The following is a 26,383-nucleotide window of genomic DNA, read 5'->3' as shown; positions in this document are numbered from 1 at the left end:
ATACATGCACCTCTGCAACATGTTATGCCCGAACACAAAATTTATGACAGTCCCGTGAAAGCTCACCCCTAAGATATGGTGGGATCTCAACACCAAATACGATGAGCCATGAACCATCCGATCGATGCTCTTCGTGGCATTTATAGGCGCCCACCTCGTCCGCCGTAATTTTTGCAAGCTTTGCAATCTCATCATTTGTTGGCTTGCTGCTCATGCACACCTCCATGCCTCGGTGAAAGACCGAGTCCTCCACTGATAGCCCACAGACACACTTCACGCCAACCGGCGAGGTTCCCATGTCGCCATATGAAATATCAGGGACGACCGTCGTGAGTTTCTCCGGCGGTCGCTCCAGTCGCTCCAAAATTTTCCGCATTTTCATATGCGTGCAAGGTCGACCTGGAGCCACTTTCTCAATATGGGCATTAGGCTCTGTACAGCCCCTAATTGACACAACAGGACTTATGTAACCCGACAATACGCCGATACCGTGCAGCGCCACGGAAGCACCGAAGCAGAACTTACTCCATAGAAGGCAGGAACCTGAACAATGCTTGAACACATCTGGCGCAGCATCCATTCCCCGGACTACTTCCCCAACGTACTGGAGTGGATGATCAATATTCTCCTCAACCCGTTCATGGTGATTATGTGCCTGATGGTCGGAGCGCTGGCCGGTAAATGGTGGAGAGCCGTCCCCTACGGCAGCCTCATTTGTTATGTGGTGTTCCTGAGCCGGTCGTCATTCTATCGGTGGGGAAGCATTTTCCCCGAAGCCGGCCTGCCTGCACTGTTCATTGATGGCGCACTACTGGCCCTCCTCGGCTTCTATTTGAAAGGCGTACTCAGAACCCGCTCAGAAGCGAAACCCGAAGGCCATTGGTTCCGCTGGCTTTATCAAAGCCTGAAGGTCGTCATGCTGACAGTTATGGTGATGTTCTGGGCACTCGTCGTGCTGTTTGTCGTGACCTTCACCGTCTCGGTCGCTACCCAACCGTCAGTGGTGCACTGACCCACCTCCTGCTTGCCAGGGTCTGTACGAAAAGTCGCCGAGTGGCGATCAGGCAAGGCAAAAACAGGCGAGGAAGCGGAGTTTACGGGTTGTAAATGAGCATTCCGAGCCTGTTTTTAACGCAGCATGATCGACACGCAGGCAGTTTTCGTACAGAGCCTAATATCCCGATCAGAGAAATCGGGATCAAGGATCGCCGGAAACAGCGCCCGGATGTGATGTTTACTCAGCCACTTGTCGCTGGTTTTATTGAAGCAGAAGCTTCTGCCCGGGCGGCGCAGCTCAACGCAATATTCAAGCTCATCCGCAATTTCGAAAACCTTTTTCACAAACTCATCAACATTCATGGCCGCCACTTCATTGGTGTGTCAGCAGAGTGTAGGACTCCCCCGTACCCACAGAAGACCTATAGGCCTCGCTCAGCAACCATCCGCGCCCCCAGCTCCCGGCCCGCCATCTGCGCCAGCATTACAATTGGTGCATGCGCAACCAGGTGGAAACGAAGGTCACGCACATGGAAAGCGATGTCGACGCCGATATATTCGACGCTTACATGAATGACGGTCAGGTTGATTGCTCGGCTTGGGAGATCCCGCACCCGACCGAACCAGGCTGGTTCATCCTGTCGATTCATGACGCCGAGGACGGACCAGTCTGCATCTGGGGTCGGAAGGTGGCGCCATGAGCGACTACCCGCTTGAGGTCGAAAGCGTCGGCGAGGACATTTGATTACTACCGTCGCTCTGACTTTTGACAGCAGTACCAAGCGAAAACAACCACGCAGATCAGCATCTGCAACCAATCGGTGAAATCGCTCACGCGAACACACTCGACTTTTCTATAGGGCTGACTGGGTTCTGATCATTCCGCCGGGATGGACGATTTATGTTGCAGAGCTGAATTGTCACATGGCACCTGCTGAGGGAAGGGATAACCGACCCTGAAAGCCTTGGGGATGCGACACAGGCCGCCATACAACTGTCGTCACACCTATGCGACAATATGCATTATGTCTGGCATGAACCCCGCATTCATTTCCCAGCAACTCGGCCATAGCGTGCAGATGTTGCTGTCTACTTATGCGCGTTGGATCAACTCAAGCTCAGATTGGAGTGAACTGGAAAAACTCCAAATTGGTCCAAAATTGGTCCCAGCTCTAAAAAGCGCAACCTAAGCTATTGAAAGGTAAGGTAATTGATCTCTACAGCAAATATCACGATGCAGTTCGGCGCCAAGCCGTTATTCGAGAACGTTTCGGTCAAATTTGGTGCGGGTAACCGCTACGGCCTGATCGGCGCCAACGGTTGCGGCAAGTCGACCTTCATGAAAATCCTCGGTGGCGACCTCGATCCGTCCGGCGGTCAGGTCATGCTTGAGCCTAATGTGCGTCTGGGCAAGTTGCGCCAGGACCAGTTCGCCTACGAAGAATTCACCGTGATCGACACCGTGATCATGGGTCACGAAGAGCTGTGGAAGGTCAAGGCCGAGCGCGACCGCATCTACTCGCTGCCGGAAATGACCGAAGAGGACGGCATGGCCGTCGCCGAGCTGGAAACCGAGTTCGCCGAGATGGACGGTTACACCGCCGAATCGCGTGCCGGTGAACTGCTGCTGGGCCTGGGTATCGGCATCGAGCAACACTTCGGCCCGATGAGCGAAGTTTCACCGGGCTGGAAACTCCGCGTTCTGCTGGCTCAGGCACTGTTCTCCGATCCGGAAGTGCTGCTGCTCGACGAACCAACCAACCACCTGGACATCAACACCATCCGCTGGCTGGAAAACGTGCTGACCCAGCGCAGCAGCCTGATGATCATCATCTCCCACGATAGACACTTCCTGAACAGCGTCTGCACCCACATGGCTGACCTGGACTACGGCGAGCTGCGCCTGTTCCCGGGCAACTATGACGAGTACATGACCGTGGCGACCCAGTCCCGCGAGCAACTGCTCTCGGACAACGCCAAGAAGAAAGCGCAAATCTCGGAACTGCAATCGTTCGTCAGCCGCTTCTCGGCCAACGCCTCGAAAGCCAAGCAGGCTACTTCCCGTGCCAAGCAGATCGACAAGATCCAGCTGGCCGAAGTCAAGCCTTCGAGCCGCGTGAGCCCGTTCATCCGTTTCGAGCAGAACAAGAAGCTCCATCGTCAAGCGGTCATCGTTGAGCGCATGGCCAAGGGCTTCGATGGCAAGAATCTGTTCAAGGACTTCAGCTTCACCGTTGAAGCCGGCGAGCGCGTGGCGATCATCGGCCCGAACGGTATCGGTAAAACCACTCTGCTGCGCACCCTGGTCAACGAATTGAGCCCGGATGCCGGTAGTGTGAAATGGACCGACGCCGCAGAAATCGGCTACTACGCTCAGGACCACGCTTCGGATTTCGAAGACGAATCCAACCTGTTCGACTGGATGGGTCGCTGGACTCAAGGTGGCGAGCAACTGGTCCGTGGCACCCTGGGCCGGATGCTGTTCTCCAACGACGAGATCCTCAAGTCGGTCAAGGTTATCTCGGGTGGTGAGCAAGGTCGCATGCTGTTCGGCAAGCTGATCCTGCAAAAGCCGAACGTGCTGGTGATGGACGAACCGACCAACCACCTGGACATGGAATCCATCGAAGCGCTGAACCTGGCGCTGGAAAACTACCCGGGCACACTGATCTTCGTCAGCCACGACCGTGAGTTCGTATCGTCGCTGGCCACTCGAATCATCGAGCTGAGCCCAAGCGGCGTGATCGACTTCAGCGGCACCTACGATGACTACCTGCGTAGCCAAGGCGTAGTGTTCTAAGTAGCCTTCAGCTTCAAGCTGCGAGCGTAAAACAAAGCCCCGTCCATGTGACGGGGCTTTTGTGTTTTTGGCTACAGGATGCGATAGAGCAAGCGCTCGATCCGCACCCGGCTGACCCGACGCAGAAACTTGCTCACTGCCGGCGGGTATTCGAGCAAGGTTTCCAACTGCTGATAGCGTTCAATGCGGCGGGTGTTGTGGAAAATCTCCGCCAGCTCACTGCGGCGCGGTTCCTGCAACTCACCTTTCGGGTCGTCGATCAGCAACGCGTTTTCCAGGTCCAGGCGGAAGGCTCGCGGATTGAGGTTGTTGCCGGTCAACAAGGTGTAGCGTTCGTCGACCCACATGCCTTTGAGGTGATAGGTATTGTCACCGTCGCGCCACAGATGCAGGTTCAACTGACCGCTGTCGATCACCCGCTGATGGCGCTTGGCGAAGCGTCGCAGGCTGATTTCATAGAGATACGGTAACGCGGCAATGACCTTGAACGGCTCGCTCGGCGGAATGTAGAAGTCGTTGGCCGTCTTGTCGCCGACAATAATGTCGATCTTCACCCCGCGTGCCAGCGCCCGGTTGATTTCACGGGTCACTGGCAACGGCAGGTTGAAATACGGTGTGCAAATAGTCAGCTGATGCTGGGCGCAGGCAATCAACTCACAGATCACCCGGCTCAACGGGTTGTTTTTACCGACCCCGAGCAGCGGACTGACTGACAGACCACCCTTGTCCAGCGTACCCGCCGTGGTGTCGTACACCGCGTGCTTGAGGCGGCTGCGCAGGTCGCCGATGTCGCTGCGCAGACTGCGGGTGGTCGGCAGGTTTGGCACGTCAAGACGGTGCACGGCTTTGGAGGCAATCAACCCGTGCTGCACCAGATGTTGCATGGAATCGGCCAGTGCCCGGTTGTGCAGCACGTGATAACGGTCGTAACGGTATTTGTCGAATTTGTGCAGATAGACGTTATTCAGACTGGCGCCGCTGTAAATCACGCAGTCATCGATCACGAAGCCTTTAAGGTGCAACACACCGAACAGTTCGCGGGTTTGCACCGGCACGCCATACACCGGCACTTCGCTGGTGTGTTCGCGAGTCTGCTGCTGATACCACGCTGAGTTGCCCGGTTGCTTGCCGGCACCGATCAAACCGCGCTGCGCCCGTAGCCAGTCAACTACCATCACCACGTCCAGCTCCGGGCGTGCAGCTTTGGCAGCGTGCAAGGCATCGAGGATTTCCTGTCCCGCTTCGTCGTGTTGCAAGTAAAGCGCGACGATGTAGATGCGCTGTGTCGCCTGGGCAATTTTCTCCAGCAGGCAACGACGGAACTCGGCAGCACCAGAAAGAATGGAGACCGCATCGGCGGTCAGCGGAAAACTGCGCAGCTTGGGCAGTAGAGAGCGTTTGAAAAGCGACGGCATAGGGCTCGCAAAAAGGTCGAATCCGAAGAGCTCACGAGCTTACACCATGCGTTCGCTCGGGTCTTCACAGCCTTTGGCATTTATTCCCGGTAGACACTGCCGAAGGCGTGTGAGATTTCAATCACAAAAAATATTTGATAATGAAGAACGATCGTTCTACTCTTCGCGACATGAACGAAATCACTAACAACGACACACGCGACATCATTCTGGATGTCACCGAAAAGTTGATCTATAAAAGTGGCATTGCTGCCACGGGCATGGATCTTCTGGTGAAAACCGCCGGCGTCTCCAGAAAAAGTATTTACCGCTACTTTGCCAACAAGGAAGAACTGACTGTCGCGGCCTTACAGCGGCGCGATGTTCGCTGGATGAACTGGTTCAAAAACGAAGTGAACAAGGCCCCGACCTCGGCCGAGCGACTCCTCAACCTGTTCACCGTGCTCAAGGACTGGTTCGCCAGCGAAGGCTTTCGCGGCTGTGCCTTTATCAATACCAGCGGCGAAACCGGCGATCCGCAAGACCCGGTGCGACTGGTCGCGAAAGAACACAAACAGAAACTGCTCGACTACGTGCGCGAGCTCTGTACCGAACATGGCGTACACGACCCGGAAGCGCTGGCCAAACAGCTGCTGATCCTGATCGATGGCGCCATTACTGTTGCGCTTGTCATGGGCGATCACAGTGCCGCCAATAATGCGCAATGCATGGCGCGAAAGTTATTGGACCTGTAACTGTTCAAACACGATCAACTGGCTGTTGTGACACTCACTTTCCCTGGAGACTTTAAATGTCATCTAATGCCGAAGTTCGTCCGCCCCTTCCGCCATTCACGCGTGAGTCGGCCATTGAAAAGATTCGCCTGGCCGAAGACGGCTGGAACTCCCGCGATCCACAACGGGTATCCCTGGCCTACACCCTGGACACCAAATGGCGTAACCGCGCCGAGTTCGCCAACAACCGTGAGGAAGCCAAGGCTTTTCTGACCCGCAAATGGGCCAAGGAACTGGATTACCGGCTGATCAAGGAGCTCTGGGCTTTCACCGGTAACCGTATCGCCGTGCGTTACGCCTATGAATGGCACGACGATTCGGGCAACTGGTATCGCTCGTATGGCAATGAAAACTGGGAGTTCGATGAGCATGGGTTGATGTCCAACCGTCACGCTTGCATCAATGACATGCCGATCAAGGAAAGCGAGCGCAAGTTCCACTGGCCGCTGGGCCGGCGCCCGGATGAGCATCCGGGCCTGTCTGACCTGGGCTTGTAACCCGGCATGATCGTTCCCATGCTGTGTGGGAACGATCATGCCGGGTATTAGGGCGGTCGCAGGGGGCGGCGGTTATGAGTAAGATGCCCCCCCGCTTTACTCTCCCTGCCCCGCCGAATAAGTCGACCCCATGCCTTTCGAACTCAGCGTAGACCTCACCACTCTGGCCATTTTGGCCATCGTCGCGTTCATTGCCGGTTTCATTGATGCGATTGCCGGCGGTGGCGGTCTGCTGACCACCCCGGCGTTGCTCACTGCCGGTTTGCCGCCGCACCTGGTACTGGGCACCAACAAACTCAGCTCGACCTTCGGCTCGGCCACCGCCAGTTTCACCTTCTACCGACGCAAGCTATTCCACCCGCGGCAGTGGGTACACGCGATTATCGGAACCCTGGTCGGCGCACTGACCGGCGCAATCGTTGCGCACTACCTGCCGGCTGAATGGCTGAACAAGATGCTCCCGGTGATCGTCTTCGCCTGTGGCGTGTATCTGCTGTTTGGCGGCACGCCGAAAGCACCGCTGGACAGCGACGCACCCATCAAGAAGAAGTGGCAGTCGAGCCAGGGTTTCAGCCTCGGTTTCTACGACGGCGTGGCCGGTCCCGGCACTGGCGCCTTCTGGACGGTCAGCAGCCTGTTGCTCTACCCCATCGATCTGGTCAAGGCCAGCGGCGTGGCGCGCAGCATGAACTTCGTCAGCAACATCGCGGCGCTGTCAGTGTTCATCTTTTCCGGGCAAGTGGACTGGATCATCGGCCTGAGCATGGGCTTGTCGGTGATGGTCGGCGCGTTCTTCGGCGCCCGCACCGCCATCAGCGGTGGGGCGAAGTTCATTCGCCCGGTATTCATCACCGTGGTGCTGGGCTTGACCGTGCGTCTAGCCTGGCAGCACTGGTTCAGCATGACCTAAGCGTCGCGCCACATAAATGTCGATCAGGTAGCGGGCAATCGAGCGCCCCGCCGGCAACGGCGGCAGCGCATGAATGTTGAACCACTGGGCGTCTTCGATCTCGTCAGCTTGCGGCACGATCTCGCCACTGGCGTATTCGGCATGAAACCCAAGCATCATCGAATGCGGGAACGGCCAGCACTGGCTGCCCAGGTACTGGATGTTCCTGACCTCGATCTGCACCTCTTCGCGCACTTCGCGAATCAGGCAGTCCTCGGCCGACTCACCCGGCTCGGCAAAACCCGCCAGGGTGCTGTAGACACCCGGGACAAAGCGCGGCGAGCGCGCCAGCAGGATTTCGTCGCCACGGGTGATCAACACGATCATGCTTGGTGAAATCCGCGGATAAAAGCGCAGTTCGCAGGGTTCGCAATACATCGCCCGCTCACGCGGCACCTGCGTCATGCGCTGGCCGCAATTGCCGCAGAACCGGTGCTCCCGCGCCCAGGTGCCGACTTGCGCGGCATACCCCAGCACCTTGTAGACGGTGTGATCGCCATCGAGCATGAACGCCCGCAAGCCTTTCCAGTTGCAGCCCGCGACCTCGCTGTGAGCCTTGAGCTCCAGCAAATACACCGGTTCACCGTCGAGATGACCGATGCCGTGCTCGGCGAGAATCGACAGGTCCTGACGCTTCAGCCATTCCCGCGGAAACAACGCGCCATTATCGTCGAACAAAAAACCTTCAGGGCTGCGGGCCACGGCCCAGCCGCCGGGCAAGTCGGTGTCGAGTACTGCAGTGGTCCAGCGTGAAGTCATGTGTGCTCAGTCCAGAAATTCGGGTTTCTGCTTGCTCATCGACGCCGCCATGGCGATCCGCAGGTCTGTGGATTGCAGCATCGCGGCGTTCCAGGTAGCGATGTACTCCAGGCCATCGTTGATGCTGTGATCGCGCATGTAGCTGATCATCTCTTTGGTCCCGGCAATCGCAATCGGCGATTTGGCAGCAATTTCACGGGCAATGCCCATCACCCCGTCCAGCAGGCTGGTTGTGTCCGGGTAGACCCGGTTGACCAAGCCGATGCTGCGCGCCTCTTCCGCGCCAAAGGTGCGACCAGTGTATGCCAGTTCGCGCAGCATGCCGTCACTGATGATCCGCGGCAAGCGTTGCAAAGTGCCAACGTCGGCGGCCATGCCCATGTCGATTTCCTTGATCGAGAATTGCGCGTCTTCTGCCGCGTAACGCATGTCACAGGCAGAAATCAGATCGATGGCACCGCCCAGACAATAGCCCTGAATCGCCGCCAGCACCGGTTTACGGCAGTTATCGACAGCGTTGAACGAAGCTTGCAACGCCAGAATCTTACGCCGTAACAGGCGCGCATTGCGACCCGCGTCCTTACCCATTTCATTGGCCACCGAAGCCAGCATCATCAGGTCGATGCCCGAAGAAAAATGCTTGCCCGCACCGCTGATCACCACCGCACGGACTTCATCGGTGTCGTCGACCCACTGGAATATCTCGATGATTTCAGTCCAGAACACCGCATTCATCGCGTTGATCTTTTCCGGGCGATTAATCTGCACATGGGCGATGTTGTCGCTCAGTTCGACGCGAAAGGCTTGGTATTCGGACATGGCAGTGATCCTTGCTGGCGCAGTAAATAAGGTCTGAACTATAACAAGCCATCGCGCGTGGCTGTAGGCAGTGCATCGGCCAAAAGCGGGACTGAACGTTCGCAGACCTTGCAGGCGTCTACGTCCCGTTGATTACCTCCCCTTGGTCCCATAAACGACCCTATGCTCAAGGTAAAAAGAGTGGTTTAGTGCCGCCCGTTACCCACCCGGAGAGTTGTCATGACGTTCGATTCGCTTCACTTCACCCCTTGGTCCGCGTTGGCTGGAGGCGCGCTGATCGGTCTTGCCGCCGGTTTGTGGGTGGTCGCCAGCGGTCGTGTCGCAGGCATCAGCGGGTTGTTGGGCAGCCTGCTGGCGCCCAGAGATTCCGGTTCGGGAGAAAAAGCCCTGTTCCTCCTCGGATTGCTGGCGGCACCTGTGCTGTGGATGCTGTTCTTCGGACAGCCTGGCATCGAGTTCAAGACCGGCACCCTGGGCCTGATCGTGGCCGGACTGCTGGTGGGCATCGGCACCCGCTATGGCGCGGGCTGCACCAGTGGTCATGGCGTGTGCGGTGTTTCACGGCTTTCTCCGCGTTCGGTCATCGCCACGCTGTGCTTCATGTTCACCGGTTTTACGACGGCGTTCGTCTTGCGTCATCTGCTGGGAAATTGAACATGCGCAAACTGACTGCGTTTATTGCCGGCTTGCTGTTCGGCATCGGCCTGTTACTGTCGGGCATGACCAACCCGGCCAAAGTGCTGGGGTTTCTGGACATTGCCGGACTTTGGGACCCTTCCCTGGCCCTGGTCATGATCGGCGCCATTGCCGTGGCGTGGGTGCCGTTTCACTGGGCCATGAAACAGAAAACATCCCTGCTGGGCTTACCCATGCAACTGCCGGTAAACCGTGAAGTGGATCGACGCCTGATCGGTGGCAGCCTGCTGTTCGGCGTCGGCTGGGGCATTGCCGGTATGTGCCCGGGCCCGGCACTGGTGCTGCTGCCCACGGGGCACTGGCAGGCCTGGGTGTTTGTGATTGCTATGCTGGCGGGCATGCTCATTTTCAACGTCCTGCAGACCCGTCGTTGAACACATCGAACACTTAGGTCAGGGCCTCTGGACCTGGGGGATAACGTGCACTGATGCAGTCCACCGGTGCACGTCGGTCTTTCAGGCCACCAGCTCACCACTGGCAATCGCCTCCGAAGCCGCCAGCATCGCCCGCAACAACACCGCACAACCGGCCGCCAGGTCATCCGGTGTGGCATTTTCGATTTCGTTGTGACTGATGCCGCCCTCGCACGGCACGAAGATCATCCCTGCCGGCCCTAGTTCGGCGAGGAAGATCGCGTCATGCCCCGCCCCGCTGACGATGTCCATGTGCGACAGCCCAAGACCTTGCGCCGCACTGCGCACAGCCTCGACGCAGTCCTTGTCGAAATACAGCGGCGGGAAGTCGGCAGTTGGCGTCAGTTCGTAAGTCAGACCGTGCTCATCGCAGGTGCTGTCGATCACCTGCTGCACTTCTGCGATCATCGAGTCCAGTCGCGCCGGTTCAAGATGACGGAAATCCAGGGTCATGCGCACTTCGCCGGGGATGACGTTACGCGAGCCGGGATAGGCTTGCAGACATCCGACGGTGCCACAGGCGTGAGGTTGATGACCAAGCGCGGTACGGTTAACGGCGGCGACGATTGCGGCGGCACCGACCAATGCATCCTTGCGCAAATGCATCGGCGTTGGCCCGGCGTGAGCCTCAACACCGCGCAGTTTCAGGTCGAACCACTTCTGTCCCAACGCGCCCATCACCACGCCAATGGTCTTGCGTTCGTCTTCCAGAATCGGGCCTTGCTCGATGTGCGCCTCAAAGTAGGCACCGACTGCGTGGCCACTGACCTTGCGCGGGCCGGCATAGCCGATGGCATTCAGCGCCTCGCCCACGGTCACGCCGCTGGCGTCGGTCTTGGCCAGGGTTTCTTCAAGGGTGAATTTTTCGGCAAACACCCCGGAGCCCATCATGCACGGGGCGAAGCGCGAGCCTTCTTCATTGGTCCAGACCACCACTTCCAGCGGTGCCTCGGTTTCCACGCCCAGGTCGTTGAGGGTGCGTAGCACTTCGACCCCGGCCAACACGCCGAAACAGCCGTCGAACTTGCCGCCGGTGGGTTGAGTGTCGATATGGCTGCCGGTCATCACCGGTGGCAGTTGCGGATTGCGCCCGGCGCGGCGGGCGAAGATGTTGCCGACGGCGTCGATGCTCACCGTGCAGCCCGCCTCCTCGCACCACCTGACAAAAATATCGCGGGCCTGGCGATCAAGGTCGGTCAGGGCCAGGCGACAGACGCCGCCCTTGACCGTGGCACCGAGTTTGGCCAGCTCCATGAGCGACTGCCAGAGCCGGTCACGGTTGATGTGCTGATGGCTGGACTGCAGAACGTCTACGGCAGCGTTCATGGTGATCTCCTTCAGGCTGATTTTTATAGTTCCCATGCTCTGCGTGGGAATTCATCTCTGGACGCTCTGCGTCCGCTCTTGGGACGCAGAGCGTCCCCGGCTGCATTCCCACGCAGAGCATGGGAACGATCACCCTTTACCTATATCGAGGTATCGGCCACAGCCGTGTCGCTGCTGCGCATCGTGCACAACCCGTAATACATCAGCCCGCCAAGGGCCGAGCCGGTGAACCAGCCGTAGCTGTAGAACCAACTGAAGGCATCGCTGCCCAGCGACAGCAAGGTCAATACCACTGGCACACCGAAGGCGATGAAGCCGTTCCAGTTCCACGCTGGGTACACGTCATCGCGGTACAGGCCAGCCAGGTTCAGTTGCTGCTTCTTGATCAGGAAATAGTCCACCACCATGATCCCGGCGATCGGTCCGAGCAGGCTCGAATAACCGAGTAACCAGTTGGAATAGACCGTTTCCAGGCTGACATTGGAGACGATCAGCCCAAGCTTCTTCAGCAGTTCGTGGCCCATCAGCGCCAACCCTACCAGTCCGGTCAACATCACCGCTTTGGTGCGGCTGATGAGTTTAGGCGCAAGGTTCTGGAAGTCGTTGGTCGGCGAAACGATGTTGGCGGCCGTGTTGGTCGACAGCGTCGCAATAATGATCAGCGCCATGGCGAACGCCACCCACACCGGGCTCTGGATATGCCCGATCAGGCTGACCGGATCAGAGACGGTCACACCCACCAGCTTCGCCGACGCGGCAGTCATCACCACCCCGAGCGAAGCGAACAGGAACATGGTTAGCGGCAAACCGAAAATCTGTCCGAGGATCTGGTCTTTCTGACTTTTGGCGTAGCGGCTGAAGTCCGGGATGTTCAGCGACAAGGTCGCCCAGAATCCGACCATCGCGGTCAGCCCGGCCAGGAAGTAACCGGTCACGCTTGCGCCTTCAGGACGTTTGGCCGGGATTGCCAGCAACTCGGTCAGCGATACATTCGGCATGGCCCAGGCCAGCAGGCCCAGCCCCACCGCCACCAACAGCGGTGCCGATAGCGTTTCCAGCCATTTGATCGACTCGGCACCGCGTATCACCACCCACAAGTTCAGCGTCCAGAACATCATGAAGCCGATCACTTCGCCAGTGCCCCCGAGGGATTTCCAGCCCTCGAAAACCGAGCCGAGAAACAGGTGAATCGCCAGCCCGCCAAACATCGTCTGGATACCGAACCAGCCGCAGGCCACCAGCGCGCGAATCAGGCACGGCACGTTGGAACCGATCACCCCGAACGAGGAGCGCAGCAACACCGGAAACGGAATCCCGTACTTGGTGCCCGCAAAGGCGTTGAGGGTCAGTGGAATCAGCACAATGACGTTGGCCAGCAGAATCGCCAGCAGCGCCTCGCCAACGGTCAGGCCAAAGTACGCGGTAAGCACCCCGCCGAGGGTGTAGGTCGGCACGCACACCGACATGCCGATCCACAACGCGGTGATGTGCCATTTGTTCCAGGTTCGTTCGTGCACCTTGGTCGGTGCAATGTCGTGGTTGTACCGGGGGCTGTCGAGGACGTCGCTGCCGGCGTCCAGTTCGTACAACCCTTCGCGCTCGGTGACGTGCGATCTGTTCTGTTGCATGGCCGCTCCACTGTTTTTTGATTATTTTGCTCATCGGGCTGGCCTGCGGATAAACCACGAGCCGGACGATGGCCGGAGAACTTACGACTTTTACCGACCGGCCAAGGTGTCAGCGGCGGCAATCAATAAGCATGCCGGATGCTTTGCTGACGACCTTTGCGCGTCGGTAAAATCCATGTAAACAACTGATGTTCATCAGTTTTATTTAAACAACAATCGAGCCCGCGAAGACTTGCCTGGGCACTCAGGCAAAATGCCAGGCAAGTTGTCCGAGCCGTCAGGACTCAATCTGGTGCGTTACATTTATTTTGTATTTTTTCTGTCAGCCACAGGCGCACCTCAAATAGCTGATTTCACATAGGAAATCTTGACCATATTTCGATCCTGTCAAGTGCGTCAAAATGGTGAGACGCCTCACCATTTTGGTTATTTGTACTTTTATTCGTTTAATTTCAATAAGTTAATCACGATATAAGCTTATAAAAAATATTCTTGCCCAATCCGATATCTCCAGCTAGCGTTTATTCCTGACAGTGCTGACAGGAATACAACTTCCTTAGCCTGCTACATATAAAACACTTAGAACCGGCATAAGCCAGTCAAGCCTGCGAGGAACTCGGAATGTCTCTGTTGATCCGTGGCGCCACCGTTATTACCCATGATGAAAGTTATCGCGCCGATGTCTTGTGCGCCGACGGCGTGATCAATGCCATCGGCAACAACCTCGATACTCCCGCCGGCTGCAAAGTGCTCGACGGCAGCGGCCAATACCTGATGCCCGGCGGCATCGACCCGCACACGCACATGCAACTGCCCTTCATGGGCACCGTGGCCAGCGAAGACTTCTTCAGCGGCACGGCGGCGGGTCTGGCGGGTGGCACCACCTCGATCATCGACTTCGTGATTCCCAATCCGCAGCAATCGCTGCTGGAAGCTTTCCATCAGTGGCGTGGCTGGGCTGAAAAATCAGCCTCCGACTATGGCTTTCACGTTGCCATCACCTGGTGGAGCGACCAGGTTCGCGAAGAAATGGCCGAGCTGGTCAGCCATCACGGGGTCAACAGCTTCAAGCATTTCATGGCGTACAAAAACGCGATCATGGCGGCCGACGACACGCTGGTCGCCAGTTTCGAGCGCTGCCTGGAGCTCGGTGCCGTGCCGACCGTGCACGCGGAAAACGGCGAACTGGTCTATCACCTGCAGCGCAAGTTGATGGCCCAGGGTATCACCGGGCCTGAAGCGCATCCGCTGTCGCGGCCGTCCCAGGTTGAAGGCGAAGCTGCGAGCCGGGCGATCCGTATCGCTGAAACCCTTGGCACACCGCTGTACCTGGTCCACGTCTCGACCAAGGAGGCGCTGGATGAAATCACCTATGCCCGCAGTAAGGGTCAACCGGTCTACGGCGAAGTCCTGGCCGGGCATCTGCTGCTGGATGACAGCGTCTACCAGCACCCGGACTGGCAAACCGCTGCCGGTTACGTGATGAGCCCGCCCTTCCGTCCTCGTGGCCACCAGGAAGCACTTTGGCATGGCCTGCAATCGGGCAACCTGCACACCACCGCCACCGACCACTGCTGTTTCTGTGCCGAACAGAAAGCCGCTGGCCGTAACGACTTCAGCAAGATCCCCAACGGCACGGCCGGTATCGAAGATCGCATGGCGGTGCTCTGGGATGAAGGGGTCAACACCGGACGCCTGTCGATGCAGGATTTTGTCGCGCTGACCTCCACCAATACCGCAAAAATCTTCAACCTCTATCCGCGCAAAGGCTCGATCCGCGTCGGCGCCGATGCCGACCTGGTGCTGTGGGACCCGCAAGGTACGCGGACCATTTCTGCCAAGACCCATCACCAAAACGTCGACTTCAACATCTTTGAAGGCAAGACCGTACGCGGCGTGCCCAGTCACACCATCAGCCAAGGGAAAGTGGTCTGGGCCGACGGCGACCTGCGCGCCGAACGCGGTGCGGGGCGCTACATCGAACGCCCGGCATACCCGGCGGTGTTCGATTTGCTGAGCAAGCGGGCTGAGTTGCACAGGCCGACTGCTGTGAAACGCTGAAAGCGGCCTTCGGCCTATCGCGAGCAAGCTCGCTCCCACAGGGTTTATGAACGCTAGAGATCCAGTGTGGGAGCGAGCTTGCTCGCGATAGCGTCATCACTGACAAAAAAACAATGCCCATCAGAGGCAGTACCTCAAATAACCGTGAGGCCAACACCGTGATCAAGACTCTGAGCCACTTGCCCCACCCTGCCGAGGATGCGGCCACCCTCGCCGGCCACTTCACCGACCTGGCGCCGCCGCTCAACGACCGTCAGGCACATCTGGAAGCCTCGCGCTGCCTGTATTGCTACGACGCGCCCTGCGTCAACGCGTGCCCGAGCGACATCGATATCCCGTCGTTCATTCGCAACATCCATCAAGAGAACGTCCAGGGCGCCGCGCAAACAATCCTCTCGGCGAACATCCTGGGCGGCAGTTGCGCCCGGGTCTGTCCGACAGAAATCCTTTGCCAGCACGCCTGCGTGCGCAACAACGCCGAGGAATGCGCACCGGTACTGATCGGTCTGTTGCAGCGCTATGCCATCGACAACGCACACTTCAGCGAACACCCGTTCCAACGCGCAACGGCCACCGGCAAACGGATTGCTGTGGTCGGTGCCGGGCCTGCCGGTTTGTCCTGTGCACACCGCAGCGCCATGCATGGCCACGAGGTGGTGATTTTCGAGGCGCGGGAAAAGGCCGGTGGCCTTAATGAGTACGGGATCGCCAAATACAAACTGGTGGATGATTTTGCCCAGCATGAGCTGGATTTCCTGCTGGAAATCGGTGGCATCGAAATCCGCCACGGGCAAAAACTCGGCGAGAACCTGAGCCTCAGCGAACTGCATCAGCAGTTTGACGCGGTATTCCTCGGTCTTGGCCTGGCCGCCAGCAAACAGCTGAGGCTGGCTGACGAAGACGCCCCAGGGCTGCTGGCCGCTACCGATTACATTCGCGAACTGCGCCAGGCCAATGACCTGAGCCAATTGCCGCTGGCCGATCGTTGCATTGTCCTCGGCGCCGGTAACACGGCAATCGACATGGCCGTGCAAATGGCCCGCCTCGGTGCGCATGACGTAAATCTGGTGTACCGCCGTGGTCTTGAGGACATGGGCGCGACCGGTCATGAGCAGGACATCGCCAAGGCCAATCAGGTACGGCTGATGACCTGGGCGCAACCGCAAGAAGTCTTGCTCGATGATAAAGGCCAGGTGCGCGGCATGCGTTTCGCCCGTACACGTATGGAAAATGGCCGGCTGATCAGCACCGGGGAAACCTTCGAGCTGGCCGCCGATGCGATCTTCAAAGCCATCGGCCAACGATTCGACGACAGCGCGCTGAGCGATCCGCTGGCCCGCGAGCTGAAACTCCAGGGCGAGCGGATTCAGGTCGACGAGCAAATGCGCACCAGCATTCCCGGCGTCTATGCCGGTGGTGATTGCACCAGCCTCGATCAGGACCTCACCGTGCAGGCTGTGCAGCACGGAAAACTCGCAGCTGAAGCGATCCATGCCCAACTCATGCTCAACGTGGAGGCTGCGTAAATGGCCGATCTCTCGATTGTCTTCGCCGGCATCAAAGCGCCTAACCCATTCTGGCTGGCCTCCGCGCCGCCCACCGACAAGGCTTACAACGTGGTCCGTGCGTTCGAAGCCGGCTGGGGTGGCGTGGTCTGGAAAACCCTGGGTGAAGACCCGGCGGCGGTCAACGTCTCATCGCGTTACTCCGCGCATTTTGGCGCCAACCGTGAAGTCATGGGCATCAACAACATTGAGCTGATTACCGACCGCTCGCTGGAAATCAATCTGCGAGAAATCACCCAGGTCAAAAAGGACTGGCCGGATCGCGCCTTGATCGTGTCGCTGATGGTGCCCTGCGTCGAGGAGTCGTGGAAAAACATCTTGCCGCTGGTAGAAGCCACGGGCGCCGATGGTATCGAACTGAACTTCGGCTGCCCTCACGGCATGCCGGAACGTGGCATGGGCGCAGCGGTGGGCCAGGTGCCGGAATACGTCGAACAAGTCACTCGCTGGTGCAAGACCTGGTGCTCGCTGCCGGTGATCGTCAAGCTCACGCCAAACATCACCGACATCCGCGTCGCCGCCCGAGCGGCCCACCGTGGCGGCGCCGATGCGGTGTCGCTGATCAACACCATCAACTCGATCACCAGCATCGACCTGGATCGCATGGTCGCGCATCCGATGGTCGGCAGCCAAAGCACCCACGGTGGTTACTGCGGCTCAGCGGTCAAACCGATTGCATTGAACATGGTCGCCGAAATTGCCCGCGACCCGCAGACCCAGGGCCTGCCAATTTGTGGCATCGGCGGCATTGGCAGTTGGCGTGACGCGGCTGAATTCATGGCCTTGGGCAGTGGCGCAGTGCAGGTGTGCACGGCGGCGATGCTGCATGGCTTTCGGATCGTCGAGGAGATGAAGGATGGATTGTCCCGCTGGATGGACAGCCAAGGCTACTCAAGCGTGCAGGATTTTTCCGGGCGTGCAGTGGGCAATACCACGGACTGGAAATACCTGGACATCAACTATCAGGTGATCGCCAAGATCGACCAGCAGGCCTGCATTGGTTGCGGCCGTTGCCACATTGCCTGCGAAGACACTTCGCACCAGGCCATCGCCAGCCTGAAACAACCGGATGGCACCCATAAGTATGAAGTGATCAATGACGAGTGCGTGGGCTGCAACCTGTGCCAGATCACCTGCCCGGTGCAGGACTGCATCGCGATGGTGCCGGTCGATAACGGGAAACCGTTTCTGGACTGGGATCATGATCCGAGGAATCCCTATCACGTCGCGGGTTGAGATCCGCGTCGCCTGATCAGACGCCATCGCGAGCAGGCTCGCTCCCACAGTGGATCTCCATTGTTCACAAAACCCATGTGGGAGCGAGCCTGCTCGCGATGAGGACGGCAGCCACATCGCAAACCTTACGGCTCCAACCCGATCCCGCGCAGAATCACGCTGGTCACGGTCTGCACCGCGCGTTCGAACTGCATGTCCGACAGCGGTTGATGGTCGTTGAGGATGTTGATCTGGTGATCGAAGTCGGCGTAATGCTGGGTCGAGGCCCAAATCATGTACAGCAGGCTTGAAGGCTCCACCGGCAGGATGCGTTTGTCCTCCACCCATTGGCGAATTTTCGCTTCCTTCATCTTGGCCCAGTCGTACAGGCTGACGTCCAGCGCCTCACCCAATGTCGGCGCACCGTGGATGATTTCATTGGCCCAGACTTTCGAGCCGTAAGGCCGGCTGCGGGAATGGTTCATCTTCGCGCGGATGTAACTGCTGAGCACCACCCGCGGGTCATCGAACATCTCGAAGCACAGCGCGTCCTGCTTCCAGACTTCCAGCAAATCGAACAGCACCGCGCTGTACAGCTCAGTCTTGGTGCTGAAGTAGTAGTGCAGATTGGAGCGCGGCAGTTGCACTTCTTTAGCGATGTCGGCCATCGCGGTGCTGCCAAAACCTTTCTCGGCGAAGACCTTTTCGGCGGCCAGGAGGATTTTCTCGACGTTACTGCGGCGGATCTCGATTTTGTGATTGCCCATAAGGGCTCCCTGACAGCGACATGGATCAAGACTAGCATTCGCCACCTGCGAAACGAAACGTCGTACAGGGTGCGAGGCATAGGTAAACTGTCGCATCTTCCAATCTGCCTGATAGGTGCTGACCCATGTTGCTGAAAAAAGCCCTGACTGTGACTGCCCTGCTCGGCTCGCTGTTCGCCGCCTCCTCGGTGTTTGCTCACGCCCACCTGAAAAGCTCGACGCCGGCCGCCGACAGCAGCGTTGCCGCACCCGCCGAATTGCGCCTGGTGTTCTCCGAAGGGGTTGAAGCCAGTTTCACCAAAGTCGATATCAGCAAGGATGGCGTAGCCGTTGCCGTGAAAAGCATCGCCACCGAAAGCGCCGATAAAAAGACCCTGGTCGTCACGCCCGCCGCCCCTCTGAGCGCCGGTAACTACAAGGTCGAATGGCATGCAGTGTCGGTCGACACCCATAAAAGCGCTGGCAACTACAGCTTCAAGGTGAGTCAGTAATCGATGTCGAGCGCGCTGGTCCTGTGCCGCTTCCTGCATTTCACCGTCGTGCTGATGCTGTTTGGGGCCTGTCTGTTCAGGCCCCTGCTGTTGCGCCACGAACCGCTGACCCAAGCACTTGCAACACTCGATCAACGCCTCGCCAGGCTGAGTCGGCTGCTCGCCGGGTTCGCCTTTTTCACCGGGGTTTGCTGGCTGCTGTTGATCACCGCCAGCATGGCCGGCTCGCTGTCGGCAGCGTTTGATTGGCCAACCGTGCAACTGGTGTTGAGCAACACCTTCTTCGGACAGGTCTGGCGTTGGCATCTGCTGTTCAACGGGCTGCTGCTGGTCTGCCTGCTGAGCCCGCTGAACAATTGGTTTGCACTGCGTATGCTCCTGAGCAGCCTGCTGCTGATGACCCTCGCCCCGGTCGGTCATGGCGCGATGCTCGATGGCCTGAGTGGCCAGTTGCTGATCCTCAATCAAGTGATTCACCTGATCTGCGTCGGTGCCTGGCTGGGTGGACTGATGCTGCTGATGATGATTCTGCGGCGACCGACGACCCACGCTGTCGGAGTGATACTGCAACGCTTCAGCGGGATCGGTTATGGGCTGGTAGCAGGTTTGCTGGTGACCGGCCTGATCAACGTCCGGGTGTTGACCGGGGCCTTCTGGCCGACACCGCTGCTGTCCGGGTTCGCGCTGATTCTGTTGATCAAGGTGCTGTTGGTCAGCGCAATGCTTGGCCTCGCGCTGTTCAATCGCTTGAAAATCAAACACTGCGAGCAACGCCTCTCGGCGCTGCGCACCAGCGTGATGCTGGAGTGGTTGTTAGGGGTAGCGGCCGTCGCGGCGGTTTCCCTGCTCGGAACATTGCCACCGATGGTGGCCGGTAACTGATCGTTCCCGCATGGGAACGATCAGTGGCACCTACAGATTGTCAGCGACAGCATCGCCTTGCCCGGACGTATCGATACTCACCACCACCGACATGCCGGGCCGCAGGCGTTCGCTTTGCGCCTGGTTCGCGTCGACGGTGATGCGCACCGGCACGCGTTGGGCGATTTTGACGAAGTTGCCGGTGGCGTTGTCGGCTTGCAACAGGCTGAACTCGGAACCGGTAGCCGGTGAAATACGCTGCACCCGACCGTGAAATTTCTGGTGGTTCAGGGCGTCGACGGTGAAGGTAACCGGCTGGCCGACATGGATGTTGTTCATCTGGGTTTCTTTCATGTTGGCGATCACCCACAACTGACTCGGCACCAGTGCCATCAACTGCGCGCCGGAGTTGACGTAGGCACCAAGGCGCACGCCGATCTGCCCGAGCTGACCGTCCTGCGGGGCGACCACGCGGGTGTTCGACAGATCGATCCGCGCCAGCTCAACCGCCGCTTCGGCGCTGGCCACCGCCGCCTCCAGCGAACCTCGATTGACGATCACCGTTTGCAGGTCCTGCCGGGCGATTTCCAGACTCGCCTGGGCCTGAGCCACCGCAGCGATGGTTTGCGCATTAGCGGCACGGGTCACGTCCAGATCGCGCTTGGAGACCGAGCCGTCGCTGATCAACGCTTCGTTACGCCGCAAGTCCGCCGCGCTTTTTTGCGCCTGGGCCTGGCTGTCGGTCAGCGCCGCCTGACGCAGCTTGATGGTCGCCTCGGCGCTGTTGCGTTGCTGCACCGCATTGGCCAACGCGGCTTTCTGCACCGCCAGTTGTGCCAACGACTGATCCAGATGCTGCTTGTAGATCCGGTCATCCAGTCGCACCAACAGGTCGCCGGTCTTGACGAACTGGAAGTCCTGCACCGGCACCTCAAACACATAGCCGCTGAGTTGCGGGCCGATGATCGTCACCTGGCCGCGAACCAGCGCATTTTCAGTGCTTTCGATGGCGCTGCCGAACGGCGGCAACTGCCAGGCATACAGCACGATCAGCACCCCGACGATGGCTATCGCGGCAAAGCCCAGCGACGAAATGATCCGCACCGGCAACGAACGCGGCTCGGTACCAGAAGTTTTAGGCGGTGCCACGCCCTCGGGAGTCGAGGCGATGGCGTTGGTGGTTGTGGTGATCGGGTCGGTCATGAAGAAGAGGCACCGCTGGAAGGAACGGAAGTCGGACTGGCCGGCGCGGAAGCGACAGCCTTGGTCGTGCTCAGCAGCCACAGGCTGCGAATGAAGATCCAGAGCATGGTCAGCATTGCGATCACCGCGATCAGCATGAACACGTCGTTGTAGGCCATGACATTCGCCTCCCGGGTCGCAGCCGCAGCCAAGCTACGAATGCCCTGGGTAGTGCGGGCCGACGGGTCGGCGATACTCGACACATAACTCGCGCTGCTGCCTTGCACACGGCTGAGCACTTGCGGGTCGATCAGGGTCAGGCGCTCGACGATATGGCTGGAATGGAATTTTTCCCGGGCGATCTGGAACGTTCCCAACAGCGCCGCGCCAATCAGGCCGCCGAGGTTCTGGCAAATCCCGAACAGCACAGAAAAACTCACCAGATTGCGCGGATTGGTCAACACGTTGCGGGTGCCAAGCACCATGGTCGGGCCGAGGAAAAACGTCCCGCCAAAGGCCAGCAGAAACTGGCTGAGGTACATGTTCTCCGGGCGTGTCAGGTTGGTCGAGAAACTGTCCATAACGGAACCTGTGGCCATCAGCCCCAGGGAAATGATCAACGGCATCAACAGGTGCGAAGGATTGATCGTCAGCGCGCTGGTGGCAAGGCCAGCGACACTACCCACTAGCATCACCACGTAAAGGCTGTGCATCTGCTGGCTGCCCAGGTTCAGGGTTTGCAGCAAACCCACGGCCCCGGTGGACTGTTCGGTGAGCACCATACGGATGAGAATCACCGCCAATGCCAGGCGAATCATCACCCCACTGCCCAACCAGCGGGTCATCAGCATCGGGTTACTGCGGTTATGTTCGATGGCCAGACCGGCCATGATCAACACGATCGAGCCGGCGGAGGCGACGCCGATCCACGGTGCTTCGAGCCACCAATCGATACGGCCCAACGACAACACCGCACAGAGCAGCGCCACCCCACCCGCCAGCAAGGCGAAGGTCAGGAAATCGAGTTTTTCGAAGGTTCTGAAGCGGTCGCCCGGTGGCAACTTGAGCATGAACACACAGCCCAATGAGGTCAGCGCCATGCCCAGTTCAAACAGATAGAGCCCACGCCATTCAGCGATCTGCAACAGGTCTTCGGAAAACAGCCGGGCCAATGGCAACGCCAGTTGCGAGGTACCCAGGCCCAGCACCAGCGCCTTCATGCGCCACTTCGCCGGGAAAGCCTGAACCATGTAATACAAACCCAACGAGCTCAGCGCCGCGCCGACCATGCCGTGGGCGGCGCGCACCGCAATCGCGGAACTCAGGTCGTTGACGAACAAATGGCCGAAGGTCACCAGCGCATACAGCACCAGGAACACTTCGGTGAACGCCCGCAGGCCGTACTGCTGACGAAACTTCACCAGCAGCAGGTTCATCGAGACGTTGGTCATCACGTACGCCGCCGGCAGCCAGGCCATCTCGGCGGTTGTCGCCCCCAGCGCCCCTTGCAGGTAAGGCAGATTGGCGACCACCAACGCATTGCCCAAACCACCAGTCAATGCCACCAGCAACCCGACCAACGCATAAGCCAAGCGCTTTGGCGTGGGGTGCAAAGGCGTCGAGGGGGAACCGGGCAAGCTTGGCCGTTCGTGGGGCTGCCAGTTGCGCGGGGCGTAGTGATCCATTGCGTGGCCCTGTCATCGGTATGGAAGGCAGTAAACCTGAGCCAGAGATTTCTTGCCAGTTCGCCGCACAGCAACCACTGATTTCAGGCCTTGAGCAGCATGTAGCCGGCCACCATTAGGCACACACTGGCAAACCCCACTTGAAGTGCCCGGGCCGGAACCCGGGCGCACAGTCGACGCCCCACGACCATCCCGGCGATGCTGGCAGCGATAAAAGCCGCGCCCTGGGCATCGATGCTCACCCCGGCATGAACTGCGCCGATCACTCCGGTTGCCGAGATCAAACTGATCACCATCAAAGAGGTGGCGATGATGCCGCGCATCTGTACGTCTGTCAGTTGCTTGAATGCCGGCACAATCAGGAAACCGCCACCGACCCCGAGCAAGCCTGAAACCACGCCGGTCACCGCCCCCAGTGCCGCCAGGGTTGCGGTGCATTTGGCGGTCCAGGAAAAGCGCCCGGTCTGCTGATCGAGCATGCAGTTTTTCTGGCCCCAGTTGGCGTGGCCGTGATCGCTCGGCCCCGGCTGCGGTTTTTCTCGCCGCAGCATCCGCCAGGCGACCATGATCATCAGCAGACTGAACAGGATCATCAGGACTTTTTCCGGCAACTGATGGGCGAAGTAGATGCCCACCGGCGAGAACACCGCCCCCAGCAATGCGATCAACAACGCCGCACGGTAGCGCACCAACCCATGGCGCAAGCCGTCGATGGCACCGACCGCCGCGGCACTGCCCACCGCAAACAACGCCACCGGCGCCGCCTGGGTCATGCTCCAGCCCAGCCCGAGCACCAGGGCCGGGACTGCAAGAATGCCCCCGCCGGCCCCGGTCAACCCCAGGATCAGGCCCATCACCACACCAAACAATGTCGCCAGCAGCATAGGGTTTTCTCAATCGACCTTGGACACACGAGTCAGCCACTCGCGCCCCTTGAGCATGCCGTTCCAGTAAAACCATGGCAGCAGCGTCGCTTTGAGAAACCATGCCGAACGCCGCGCCACAGTCGGTTCGAGGGGAAAGGTCGGCAGCAGCTTACCGGCATAGCCGAACTCGGCGAGTATCACCTTGCCCTTCTCCACCGTCAGCGGGCAGGAGCCGTAACCGTCGTATTTCAGTGGCAAGGGTTGCTGTTTGCGCAAGGCCAGCAAGTTCTCCGCGACCACGACGACTTGCTTGCGCACTGCGGCAGCGGTCTTGGCGTTGCTGGTGGAGCAGACATCGCCGAGGGCGAACACGTCCGGATAACGCACATGCTGCAAACTGTGGACGTCCACTTCGCACCAGCCAGCGGCATCGGCAAGCGAACTCTGACGAATGAAGTCCGGCGACACCTGCGGTGGCACCACGTGCAGCAGATCGAATTTTTTCGCTTGCAGCGTGACCGTTCCGGCGGCGTCCTTGACCTCGAACCAGGCGGTTTGCGCCGGCCCGTCGACTTTCACCAGGTTGGAGTTGAATGCCAGCCGCGCACGGTATTTCTCGATGTACTTCATCAGCGGCGCAACGAAGGTCGCCACACCGAACAACGCGGCGCCGGCCAGGTTGAACTCGACGTCGACATGCTTCAGCACACCGTGTCGGAGCCAGTGATCACACGACAGGTACAACGCCTTTTGCGGCGCACCGGCGCATTTGATCGGGATCGCCGGCTGGGTAAAGATCGCCTTGCCACCGCGCAACCCCTTGACCAGTTGCCAGGTATAAGCCGCATGCCGGTAGCTGTAATTGGACGTGACACCGTGCTGCCCGAGGGCTTCTTGCAGGCCTTCGATTTTCTCCCAAGCCAATCGTAAGCCGGGACATACAATAAGGTTTTGATAGGAGACATTGCGCCCGTCATCAAGCGTCAGCAAACGGCTCTCGGGGTCGACGTTGCTGACCGCAGCCTGCAGCCATTGGGCCTGACGCGGCATCACCGCAGACATTGGCCGTACGGTGTTCTTGAGCTCATGAGCACCGCCGCCGACCAGCGTCCAGGCGGGCTGGTAATAGTGCTGGGCGCTGGGTTCGATGACGGTGATGTTCAAGCGCGGATCGCGTTTGAGCAGGCTGGCGGCGAAACCGATACCGGCGGTACCGCCGCCGATCACCACGATGTCGGCACTGATGGTCTGGCCCCAGTGTTGATCCTTCATAAGTTATTGCCTCTACAAGGAGCGGTGCCCGGAAAGGCTCACGCCCAGCTTTTTATCACCGCGCCGCAATACAGGCCCGAGAGTGTTTTCATCACCTGAATCACTTCGTGGCTGGCCAGACCATAGAAAATGTACTTGCCTTCACGCCGGGTACTCACCAAGCCTTCATCGCGCAAAATGCCCAACTGCTGGGACAACGTCGGCTGACGCACGCCGGTCATGGTTTCCAATTCGCCGACGTTACGCTCGCCCTGGGTCAACTGGCAGAGGATCAGCAGGCGGTCCTCATTGGCCAATGCCTTGAGCAGCGCGCAGGCCTTGGAGGCCGAGGCACGCAATTGCGCCACTTCACCTTCGCTTAGACTGGATTGCATTTGCAGATAACCTTAGTCGTCACTTAAGCTGCGGACATTATGTTTAAACATAAAGTGTTGCAAGCCTTTGTGTCTTTCTGCCACCCAGCCAGGACCCGCCGCCATGCCAGCGTTGATCCAAGCCTTCCTTGACGACGCATCAAAGACCTACACCTATGTGATCTATGAACACGACGGCGGCCCGTGCGCCATTGTCGACTCAGTGCTCGATTACCACCCGGCGTCCGGTCGAACCGCCACCACACAGGCTGACCGGGTGATTGCTTTCGTTCGCGAGCACCAGTTGCAAACCCAATGGCTGCTGGAAACCCACGCCCATGCCGATCACCTGTCCGCCGCGCCTTACCTGCGCCGCGAGTTGGGCGGCAAGATCGCCATCGGCCAGGCCATCAGCCAGGTGCAGGACGTTTTCAAGAACCTGTTCAACCTTGAGCCGGCGTTTCGCAGCGACGGTTCGCAGTTCGACCACCTGTTTGCGCCGGACGAGGAATTTGCCATCGGCAACCTCAAGGCCAAGGCGCTGCATGTTCCCGGTCACACTCCGGCAGACATGGCCTACCTGATCGACGATGAACTGATTCTGGTGGGCGACACGCTGTTCATGCCCGACGTCGGCACCGCGCGCTGCGACTTCCCCGGCGGCAACGCCAATCAACTGTTCGCCTCGATACACAGGTTGCTGGTCTTCCCCGCCGACACCCGTCTCTATGTCTGCCACGACTACCCGCCAGCCGGCCGCACTTCCCAGTGCATGAGCACCGTCGGCGAGCAACGCAAAAACAATATTCATGTGCATGACGGCATCGACGAAACGGCGTTCGTCGAGATGCGCACCCACCGCGATGCGGGCTTGTGCATGCCGACGTTGATGCTGCCGGCGATTCAGGTGAATGTGCGGGCCGGCAACCTGCCGCCGGCGGAAGACAACGGCGTGGTCTACCTGAAGATCCCGCTGAATCAGTTCTGATTTACC

At 59.1% G+C, this 26,383-nt stretch carries 27 protein-coding genes and 1 pseudogene; 15 read left to right on the top strand and 13 right to left on the bottom strand.

Going from position 1 to position 26,383, the window contains the following annotated elements:
• Positions 1-22 precede the first annotated feature (22 nt).
• Entirely contained in the window at positions 23-214 is a 192-nt protein-coding gene (locus FPT12_RS25455) for a hypothetical protein (protein WP_145021709.1), read from the bottom strand.
• 336 nt (positions 215-550) lie between these two features.
• Here FPT12_RS25455 and FPT12_RS25450 point away from each other — a divergent pair, with 336 nt between their 5' ends.
• Complete coding sequence (locus FPT12_RS25450) at positions 551-1,012, top strand: hypothetical protein (RefSeq protein WP_145021706.1); 462 nt, start codon at positions 551-553, stop codon at positions 1,010-1,012.
• 116 nt (positions 1,013-1,128) lie between these two features.
• On the opposite strand, the gene FPT12_RS27765 is transcribed toward FPT12_RS25450, so the two are convergent.
• Positions 1,129-1,359, bottom strand: coding sequence for a hypothetical protein (locus tag FPT12_RS27765; protein WP_178098896.1), 231 nt, complete (start codon positions 1,357-1,359; stop codon positions 1,129-1,131).
• Positions 1,360-1,526: 167 nt separating this feature from the next.
• Between FPT12_RS27765 and FPT12_RS25440 the strand changes: the two genes are divergently transcribed.
• The 3 genes and pseudogenes from FPT12_RS25440 to FPT12_RS25430 all read left to right on the top strand — a co-directional run bounded on the left by FPT12_RS25440 (position 1,527) and on the right by FPT12_RS25430 (position 3,796).
• The gene (locus tag FPT12_RS25440) at positions 1,527-1,697 is read left to right on the top strand and encodes a hypothetical protein (RefSeq protein WP_256676858.1); all 171 of its coding nucleotides are present in this window, start codon (positions 1,527-1,529) and stop codon (positions 1,695-1,697) included.
• A 249-nt stretch (positions 1,698-1,946) separates the two neighbouring features.
• Positions 1,947-2,186: pseudogene (locus FPT12_RS28135) on the top strand (site-specific integrase); the annotation flags it as partial.
• Between the two features lie 20 nt (positions 2,187-2,206).
• Positions 2,207-3,796, top strand: a complete 1,590-nt coding sequence (locus FPT12_RS25430) for an ABC-F family ATPase (RefSeq protein ID WP_145021703.1) — start codon at positions 2,207-2,209, stop codon at positions 3,794-3,796.
• Positions 3,797-3,867: 71 nt separating this feature from the next.
• Here FPT12_RS25430 and pssA read toward each other — a convergent pair whose 3' ends face one another.
• Positions 3,868-5,211 (bottom strand): CDP-diacylglycerol--serine O-phosphatidyltransferase, encoded by a 1,344-nt coding sequence (gene pssA / locus FPT12_RS25425; protein ID WP_145021700.1) that lies wholly within the window; start codon positions 5,209-5,211, stop codon positions 3,868-3,870.
• A 170-nt stretch (positions 5,212-5,381) separates the two neighbouring features.
• Between pssA and FPT12_RS25420 the strand changes: the two genes are divergently transcribed.
• The 3 genes from FPT12_RS25420 (at position 5,382) to FPT12_RS25410 (ending at position 7,391) form a co-directional block, all read left to right on the top strand.
• Positions 5,382-5,945: a TetR/AcrR family transcriptional regulator gene (locus FPT12_RS25420; RefSeq protein ID WP_145021697.1), complete on the top strand. Its 564-nt coding sequence runs from the start codon at positions 5,382-5,384 to the stop codon at positions 5,943-5,945.
• A gap of 56 nt (positions 5,946-6,001) precedes the next feature.
• Positions 6,002-6,481 carry a nuclear transport factor 2 family protein gene (locus tag FPT12_RS25415; protein ID WP_145021694.1) on the top strand — a complete coding sequence of 160 codons (480 nt, stop codon included), beginning with the start codon at positions 6,002-6,004 and terminating at the stop codon, positions 6,479-6,481.
• Between the two features lie 130 nt (positions 6,482-6,611).
• Entirely contained in the window at positions 6,612-7,391 is a 780-nt protein-coding gene (locus FPT12_RS25410) for a TSUP family transporter (RefSeq protein ID WP_145021689.1), read from the top strand.
• On the opposite strand, the gene nudC is transcribed toward FPT12_RS25410, so the two are convergent.
• Both nudC and FPT12_RS25400 read right to left on the bottom strand, forming a co-directional pair.
• Positions 7,359-8,189, bottom strand: a complete 831-nt coding sequence (gene nudC / locus FPT12_RS25405) for an NAD(+) diphosphatase (RefSeq protein WP_145021687.1) — start codon at positions 8,187-8,189, stop codon at positions 7,359-7,361. The two genes, FPT12_RS25410 and nudC, sit on opposite strands and share 33 nt — an antisense overlap.
• A 6-nt stretch (positions 8,190-8,195) precedes the next feature.
• On the bottom strand, positions 8,196-9,008 hold the full coding sequence (locus tag FPT12_RS25400) for a crotonase/enoyl-CoA hydratase family protein (protein WP_145021685.1): 813 nt from the start codon (positions 9,006-9,008) through the stop codon (positions 8,196-8,198).
• Positions 9,009-9,227: 219 nt separating this feature from the next.
• Between FPT12_RS25400 and FPT12_RS25395 the strand changes: the two genes are divergently transcribed.
• The gene (locus tag FPT12_RS25395) at positions 9,228-9,662 is read left to right on the top strand and encodes a YeeE/YedE family protein (protein ID WP_145021680.1); all 435 of its coding nucleotides are present in this window, start codon (positions 9,228-9,230) and stop codon (positions 9,660-9,662) included.
• Positions 9,663-9,664: 2 nt separating this feature from the next.
• Positions 9,665-10,078 (top strand): DUF6691 family protein, encoded by a 414-nt coding sequence (locus FPT12_RS25390; protein ID WP_145021677.1) that lies wholly within the window; start codon positions 9,665-9,667, stop codon positions 10,076-10,078.
• A gap of 81 nt (positions 10,079-10,159) precedes the next feature.
• Here FPT12_RS25390 and FPT12_RS25385 read toward each other — a convergent pair whose 3' ends face one another.
• Entirely contained in the window at positions 10,160-11,443 is a 1,284-nt protein-coding gene (locus tag FPT12_RS25385) for a Zn-dependent hydrolase (protein WP_145021674.1), read from the bottom strand.
• Positions 11,444-11,583: 140 nt separating this feature from the next.
• Positions 11,584-13,071 (bottom strand): NCS1 family nucleobase:cation symporter-1, encoded by a 1,488-nt coding sequence (locus FPT12_RS25375; protein WP_145021670.1) that lies wholly within the window; start codon positions 13,069-13,071, stop codon positions 11,584-11,586.
• Positions 13,072-13,692: 621 nt separating this feature from the next.
• Here FPT12_RS25375 and hydA point away from each other — a divergent pair.
• The 3 genes from hydA to preA all read left to right on the top strand — a co-directional run bounded on the left by hydA (position 13,693) and on the right by preA (position 17,933).
• Positions 13,693-15,132 carry a dihydropyrimidinase gene (hydA, locus tag FPT12_RS25370; RefSeq protein WP_145021667.1) on the top strand — a complete coding sequence of 480 codons (1,440 nt, stop codon included), beginning with the start codon at positions 13,693-13,695 and terminating at the stop codon, positions 15,130-15,132.
• A gap of 158 nt (positions 15,133-15,290) precedes the next feature.
• A complete protein-coding gene (locus FPT12_RS25365; protein WP_145021664.1) occupies positions 15,291-16,658 on the top strand; it encodes an NAD(P)-dependent oxidoreductase in 1,368 nt (455 codons plus the stop codon).
• Positions 16,659-17,933, top strand: a complete 1,275-nt coding sequence (preA, locus tag FPT12_RS25360; protein WP_145021661.1) for an NAD-dependent dihydropyrimidine dehydrogenase subunit PreA — start codon at positions 16,659-16,661, stop codon at positions 17,931-17,933.
• Between the two features lie 125 nt (positions 17,934-18,058).
• Here the strand turns inward: preA and FPT12_RS25355 are convergent, their stop codons facing one another.
• Positions 18,059-18,679 carry a TetR/AcrR family transcriptional regulator gene (locus tag FPT12_RS25355; protein WP_145021658.1) on the bottom strand — a complete coding sequence of 207 codons (621 nt, stop codon included), beginning with the start codon at positions 18,677-18,679 and terminating at the stop codon, positions 18,059-18,061.
• 125 nt (positions 18,680-18,804) lie between these two features.
• On the opposite strand from FPT12_RS25355, the gene copC reads away from it, so the two are divergent.
• A complete protein-coding gene (gene copC, locus FPT12_RS25350) occupies positions 18,805-19,170 on the top strand; it encodes a copper homeostasis periplasmic binding protein CopC (protein ID WP_145021655.1) in 366 nt (121 codons plus the stop codon).
• 3 nt (positions 19,171-19,173) lie between these two features.
• On the top strand, positions 19,174-20,052 hold the full coding sequence (gene copD / locus FPT12_RS25345; protein WP_145021652.1) for a copper homeostasis membrane protein CopD: 879 nt from the start codon (positions 19,174-19,176) through the stop codon (positions 20,050-20,052).
• Between the two features lie 30 nt (positions 20,053-20,082).
• Here the strand turns inward: copD and FPT12_RS25340 are convergent, their stop codons facing one another.
• The 5 genes from FPT12_RS25340 to FPT12_RS25320 form a co-directional block, all read right to left on the bottom strand.
• Complete coding sequence (locus FPT12_RS25340; RefSeq protein ID WP_145021649.1) at positions 20,083-21,234, bottom strand: HlyD family secretion protein; 1,152 nt, start codon at positions 21,232-21,234, stop codon at positions 20,083-20,085.
• Positions 21,231-22,898, bottom strand: a complete 1,668-nt coding sequence (locus FPT12_RS25335; RefSeq protein ID WP_145021647.1) for an MFS transporter — start codon at positions 22,896-22,898, stop codon at positions 21,231-21,233. Before FPT12_RS25335 ends, FPT12_RS25340 begins: the two co-directional genes overlap by 4 nt.
• 83 nt (positions 22,899-22,981) lie before the next feature.
• A complete protein-coding gene (locus tag FPT12_RS25330; RefSeq protein ID WP_145021644.1) occupies positions 22,982-23,782 on the bottom strand; it encodes a sulfite exporter TauE/SafE family protein in 801 nt (266 codons plus the stop codon).
• Positions 23,783-23,791: 9 nt separating this feature from the next.
• On the bottom strand, positions 23,792-25,036 hold the full coding sequence (locus FPT12_RS25325) for an FAD/NAD(P)-binding oxidoreductase (protein WP_145021641.1): 1,245 nt from the start codon (positions 25,034-25,036) through the stop codon (positions 23,792-23,794).
• A gap of 38 nt (positions 25,037-25,074) precedes the next feature.
• Positions 25,075-25,410 (bottom strand): helix-turn-helix transcriptional regulator, encoded by a 336-nt coding sequence (locus FPT12_RS25320; RefSeq protein WP_123424882.1) that lies wholly within the window; start codon positions 25,408-25,410, stop codon positions 25,075-25,077.
• A gap of 103 nt (positions 25,411-25,513) precedes the next feature.
• Here FPT12_RS25320 and FPT12_RS25315 point away from each other — a divergent pair, with 103 nt between their 5' ends.
• Complete coding sequence (locus FPT12_RS25315) at positions 25,514-26,377, top strand: MBL fold metallo-hydrolase (RefSeq protein ID WP_145021638.1); 864 nt, start codon at positions 25,514-25,516, stop codon at positions 26,375-26,377.
• Positions 26,378-26,383: the final 6 nt, after the last annotated feature.

It is taken from the genome of Pseudomonas sp. H3(2019) (assembly GCF_007713465.1).
Lineage (GTDB): Bacteria > Pseudomonadota > Gammaproteobacteria > Pseudomonadales > Pseudomonadaceae > Aquipseudomonas.
Note: the sequence above shows the minus strand (reverse complement) of the source record. Positions and strands in the feature narration are given on the sequence as shown.

What these genes read in the sequence shown, in the direction of transcription:
- FPT12_RS25415 (WP_145021694.1), top strand. Translation starts at nt 6,002, where the DNA reads ATGTCATCTAATGCCGAAGTTCGTCCGCCCCTTCCGCCATTCACGCGT.
- FPT12_RS25420 (WP_145021697.1), top strand. Translation starts at nt 5,382, where the DNA reads ATGAACGAAATCACTAACAACGACACACGCGACATCATTCTGGATGTC.
- FPT12_RS25455 (WP_145021709.1), bottom strand. Translation starts at nt 214, where the DNA reads ATGAGCAGCAAGCCAACAAATGATGAGATTGCAAAGCTTGCAAAAATT.
- FPT12_RS25320 (WP_123424882.1), bottom strand. Translation starts at nt 25,410, where the DNA reads ATGCAATCCAGTCTAAGCGAAGGTGAAGTGGCGCAATTGCGTGCCTCG.
- FPT12_RS25375 (WP_145021670.1), bottom strand. Translation starts at nt 13,071, where the DNA reads ATGCAACAGAACAGATCGCACGTCACCGAGCGCGAAGGGTTGTACGAA.
- FPT12_RS25385 (WP_145021674.1), bottom strand. Translation starts at nt 11,443, where the DNA reads ATGAACGCTGCCGTAGACGTTCTGCAGTCCAGCCATCAGCACATCAAC.
- FPT12_RS25340 (WP_145021649.1), bottom strand. Translation starts at nt 21,234, where the DNA reads ATGACCGACCCGATCACCACAACCACCAACGCCATCGCCTCGACTCCC.
- copC (WP_145021655.1), top strand. Translation starts at nt 18,805, where the DNA reads ATGTTGCTGAAAAAAGCCCTGACTGTGACTGCCCTGCTCGGCTCGCTG.
- FPT12_RS25440 (WP_256676858.1), top strand. Translation starts at nt 1,527, where the DNA reads ATGGAAAGCGATGTCGACGCCGATATATTCGACGCTTACATGAATGAC.
- FPT12_RS25335 (WP_145021647.1), bottom strand. Translation starts at nt 22,898, where the DNA reads ATGGATCACTACGCCCCGCGCAACTGGCAGCCCCACGAACGGCCAAGC.
- FPT12_RS25400 (WP_145021685.1), bottom strand. Translation starts at nt 9,008, where the DNA reads ATGTCCGAATACCAAGCCTTTCGCGTCGAACTGAGCGACAACATCGCC.
- FPT12_RS25410 (WP_145021689.1), top strand. Translation starts at nt 6,612, where the DNA reads ATGCCTTTCGAACTCAGCGTAGACCTCACCACTCTGGCCATTTTGGCC.
- FPT12_RS25390 (WP_145021677.1), top strand. Translation starts at nt 9,665, where the DNA reads ATGCGCAAACTGACTGCGTTTATTGCCGGCTTGCTGTTCGGCATCGGC.
- FPT12_RS25395 (WP_145021680.1), top strand. Translation starts at nt 9,228, where the DNA reads ATGACGTTCGATTCGCTTCACTTCACCCCTTGGTCCGCGTTGGCTGGA.
- pssA (WP_145021700.1), bottom strand. Translation starts at nt 5,211, where the DNA reads ATGCCGTCGCTTTTCAAACGCTCTCTACTGCCCAAGCTGCGCAGTTTT.
- FPT12_RS25330 (WP_145021644.1), bottom strand. Translation starts at nt 23,782, where the DNA reads ATGCTGCTGGCGACATTGTTTGGTGTGGTGATGGGCCTGATCCTGGGG.
- nudC (WP_145021687.1), bottom strand. Translation starts at nt 8,189, where the DNA reads ATGACTTCACGCTGGACCACTGCAGTACTCGACACCGACTTGCCCGGC.
- FPT12_RS25450 (WP_145021706.1), top strand. Translation starts at nt 551, where the DNA reads ATGCTTGAACACATCTGGCGCAGCATCCATTCCCCGGACTACTTCCCC.
- preA (WP_145021661.1), top strand. Translation starts at nt 16,659, where the DNA reads ATGGCCGATCTCTCGATTGTCTTCGCCGGCATCAAAGCGCCTAACCCA.
- FPT12_RS27765 (WP_178098896.1), bottom strand. Translation starts at nt 1,359, where the DNA reads ATGAATGTTGATGAGTTTGTGAAAAAGGTTTTCGAAATTGCGGATGAG.
- hydA (WP_145021667.1), top strand. Translation starts at nt 13,693, where the DNA reads ATGTCTCTGTTGATCCGTGGCGCCACCGTTATTACCCATGATGAAAGT.
- copD (WP_145021652.1), top strand. Translation starts at nt 19,174, where the DNA reads ATGTCGAGCGCGCTGGTCCTGTGCCGCTTCCTGCATTTCACCGTCGTG.
- FPT12_RS25355 (WP_145021658.1), bottom strand. Translation starts at nt 18,679, where the DNA reads ATGGGCAATCACAAAATCGAGATCCGCCGCAGTAACGTCGAGAAAATC.
- FPT12_RS25315 (WP_145021638.1), top strand. Translation starts at nt 25,514, where the DNA reads ATGCCAGCGTTGATCCAAGCCTTCCTTGACGACGCATCAAAGACCTAC.
- FPT12_RS25325 (WP_145021641.1), bottom strand. Translation starts at nt 25,036, where the DNA reads ATGAAGGATCAACACTGGGGCCAGACCATCAGTGCCGACATCGTGGTG.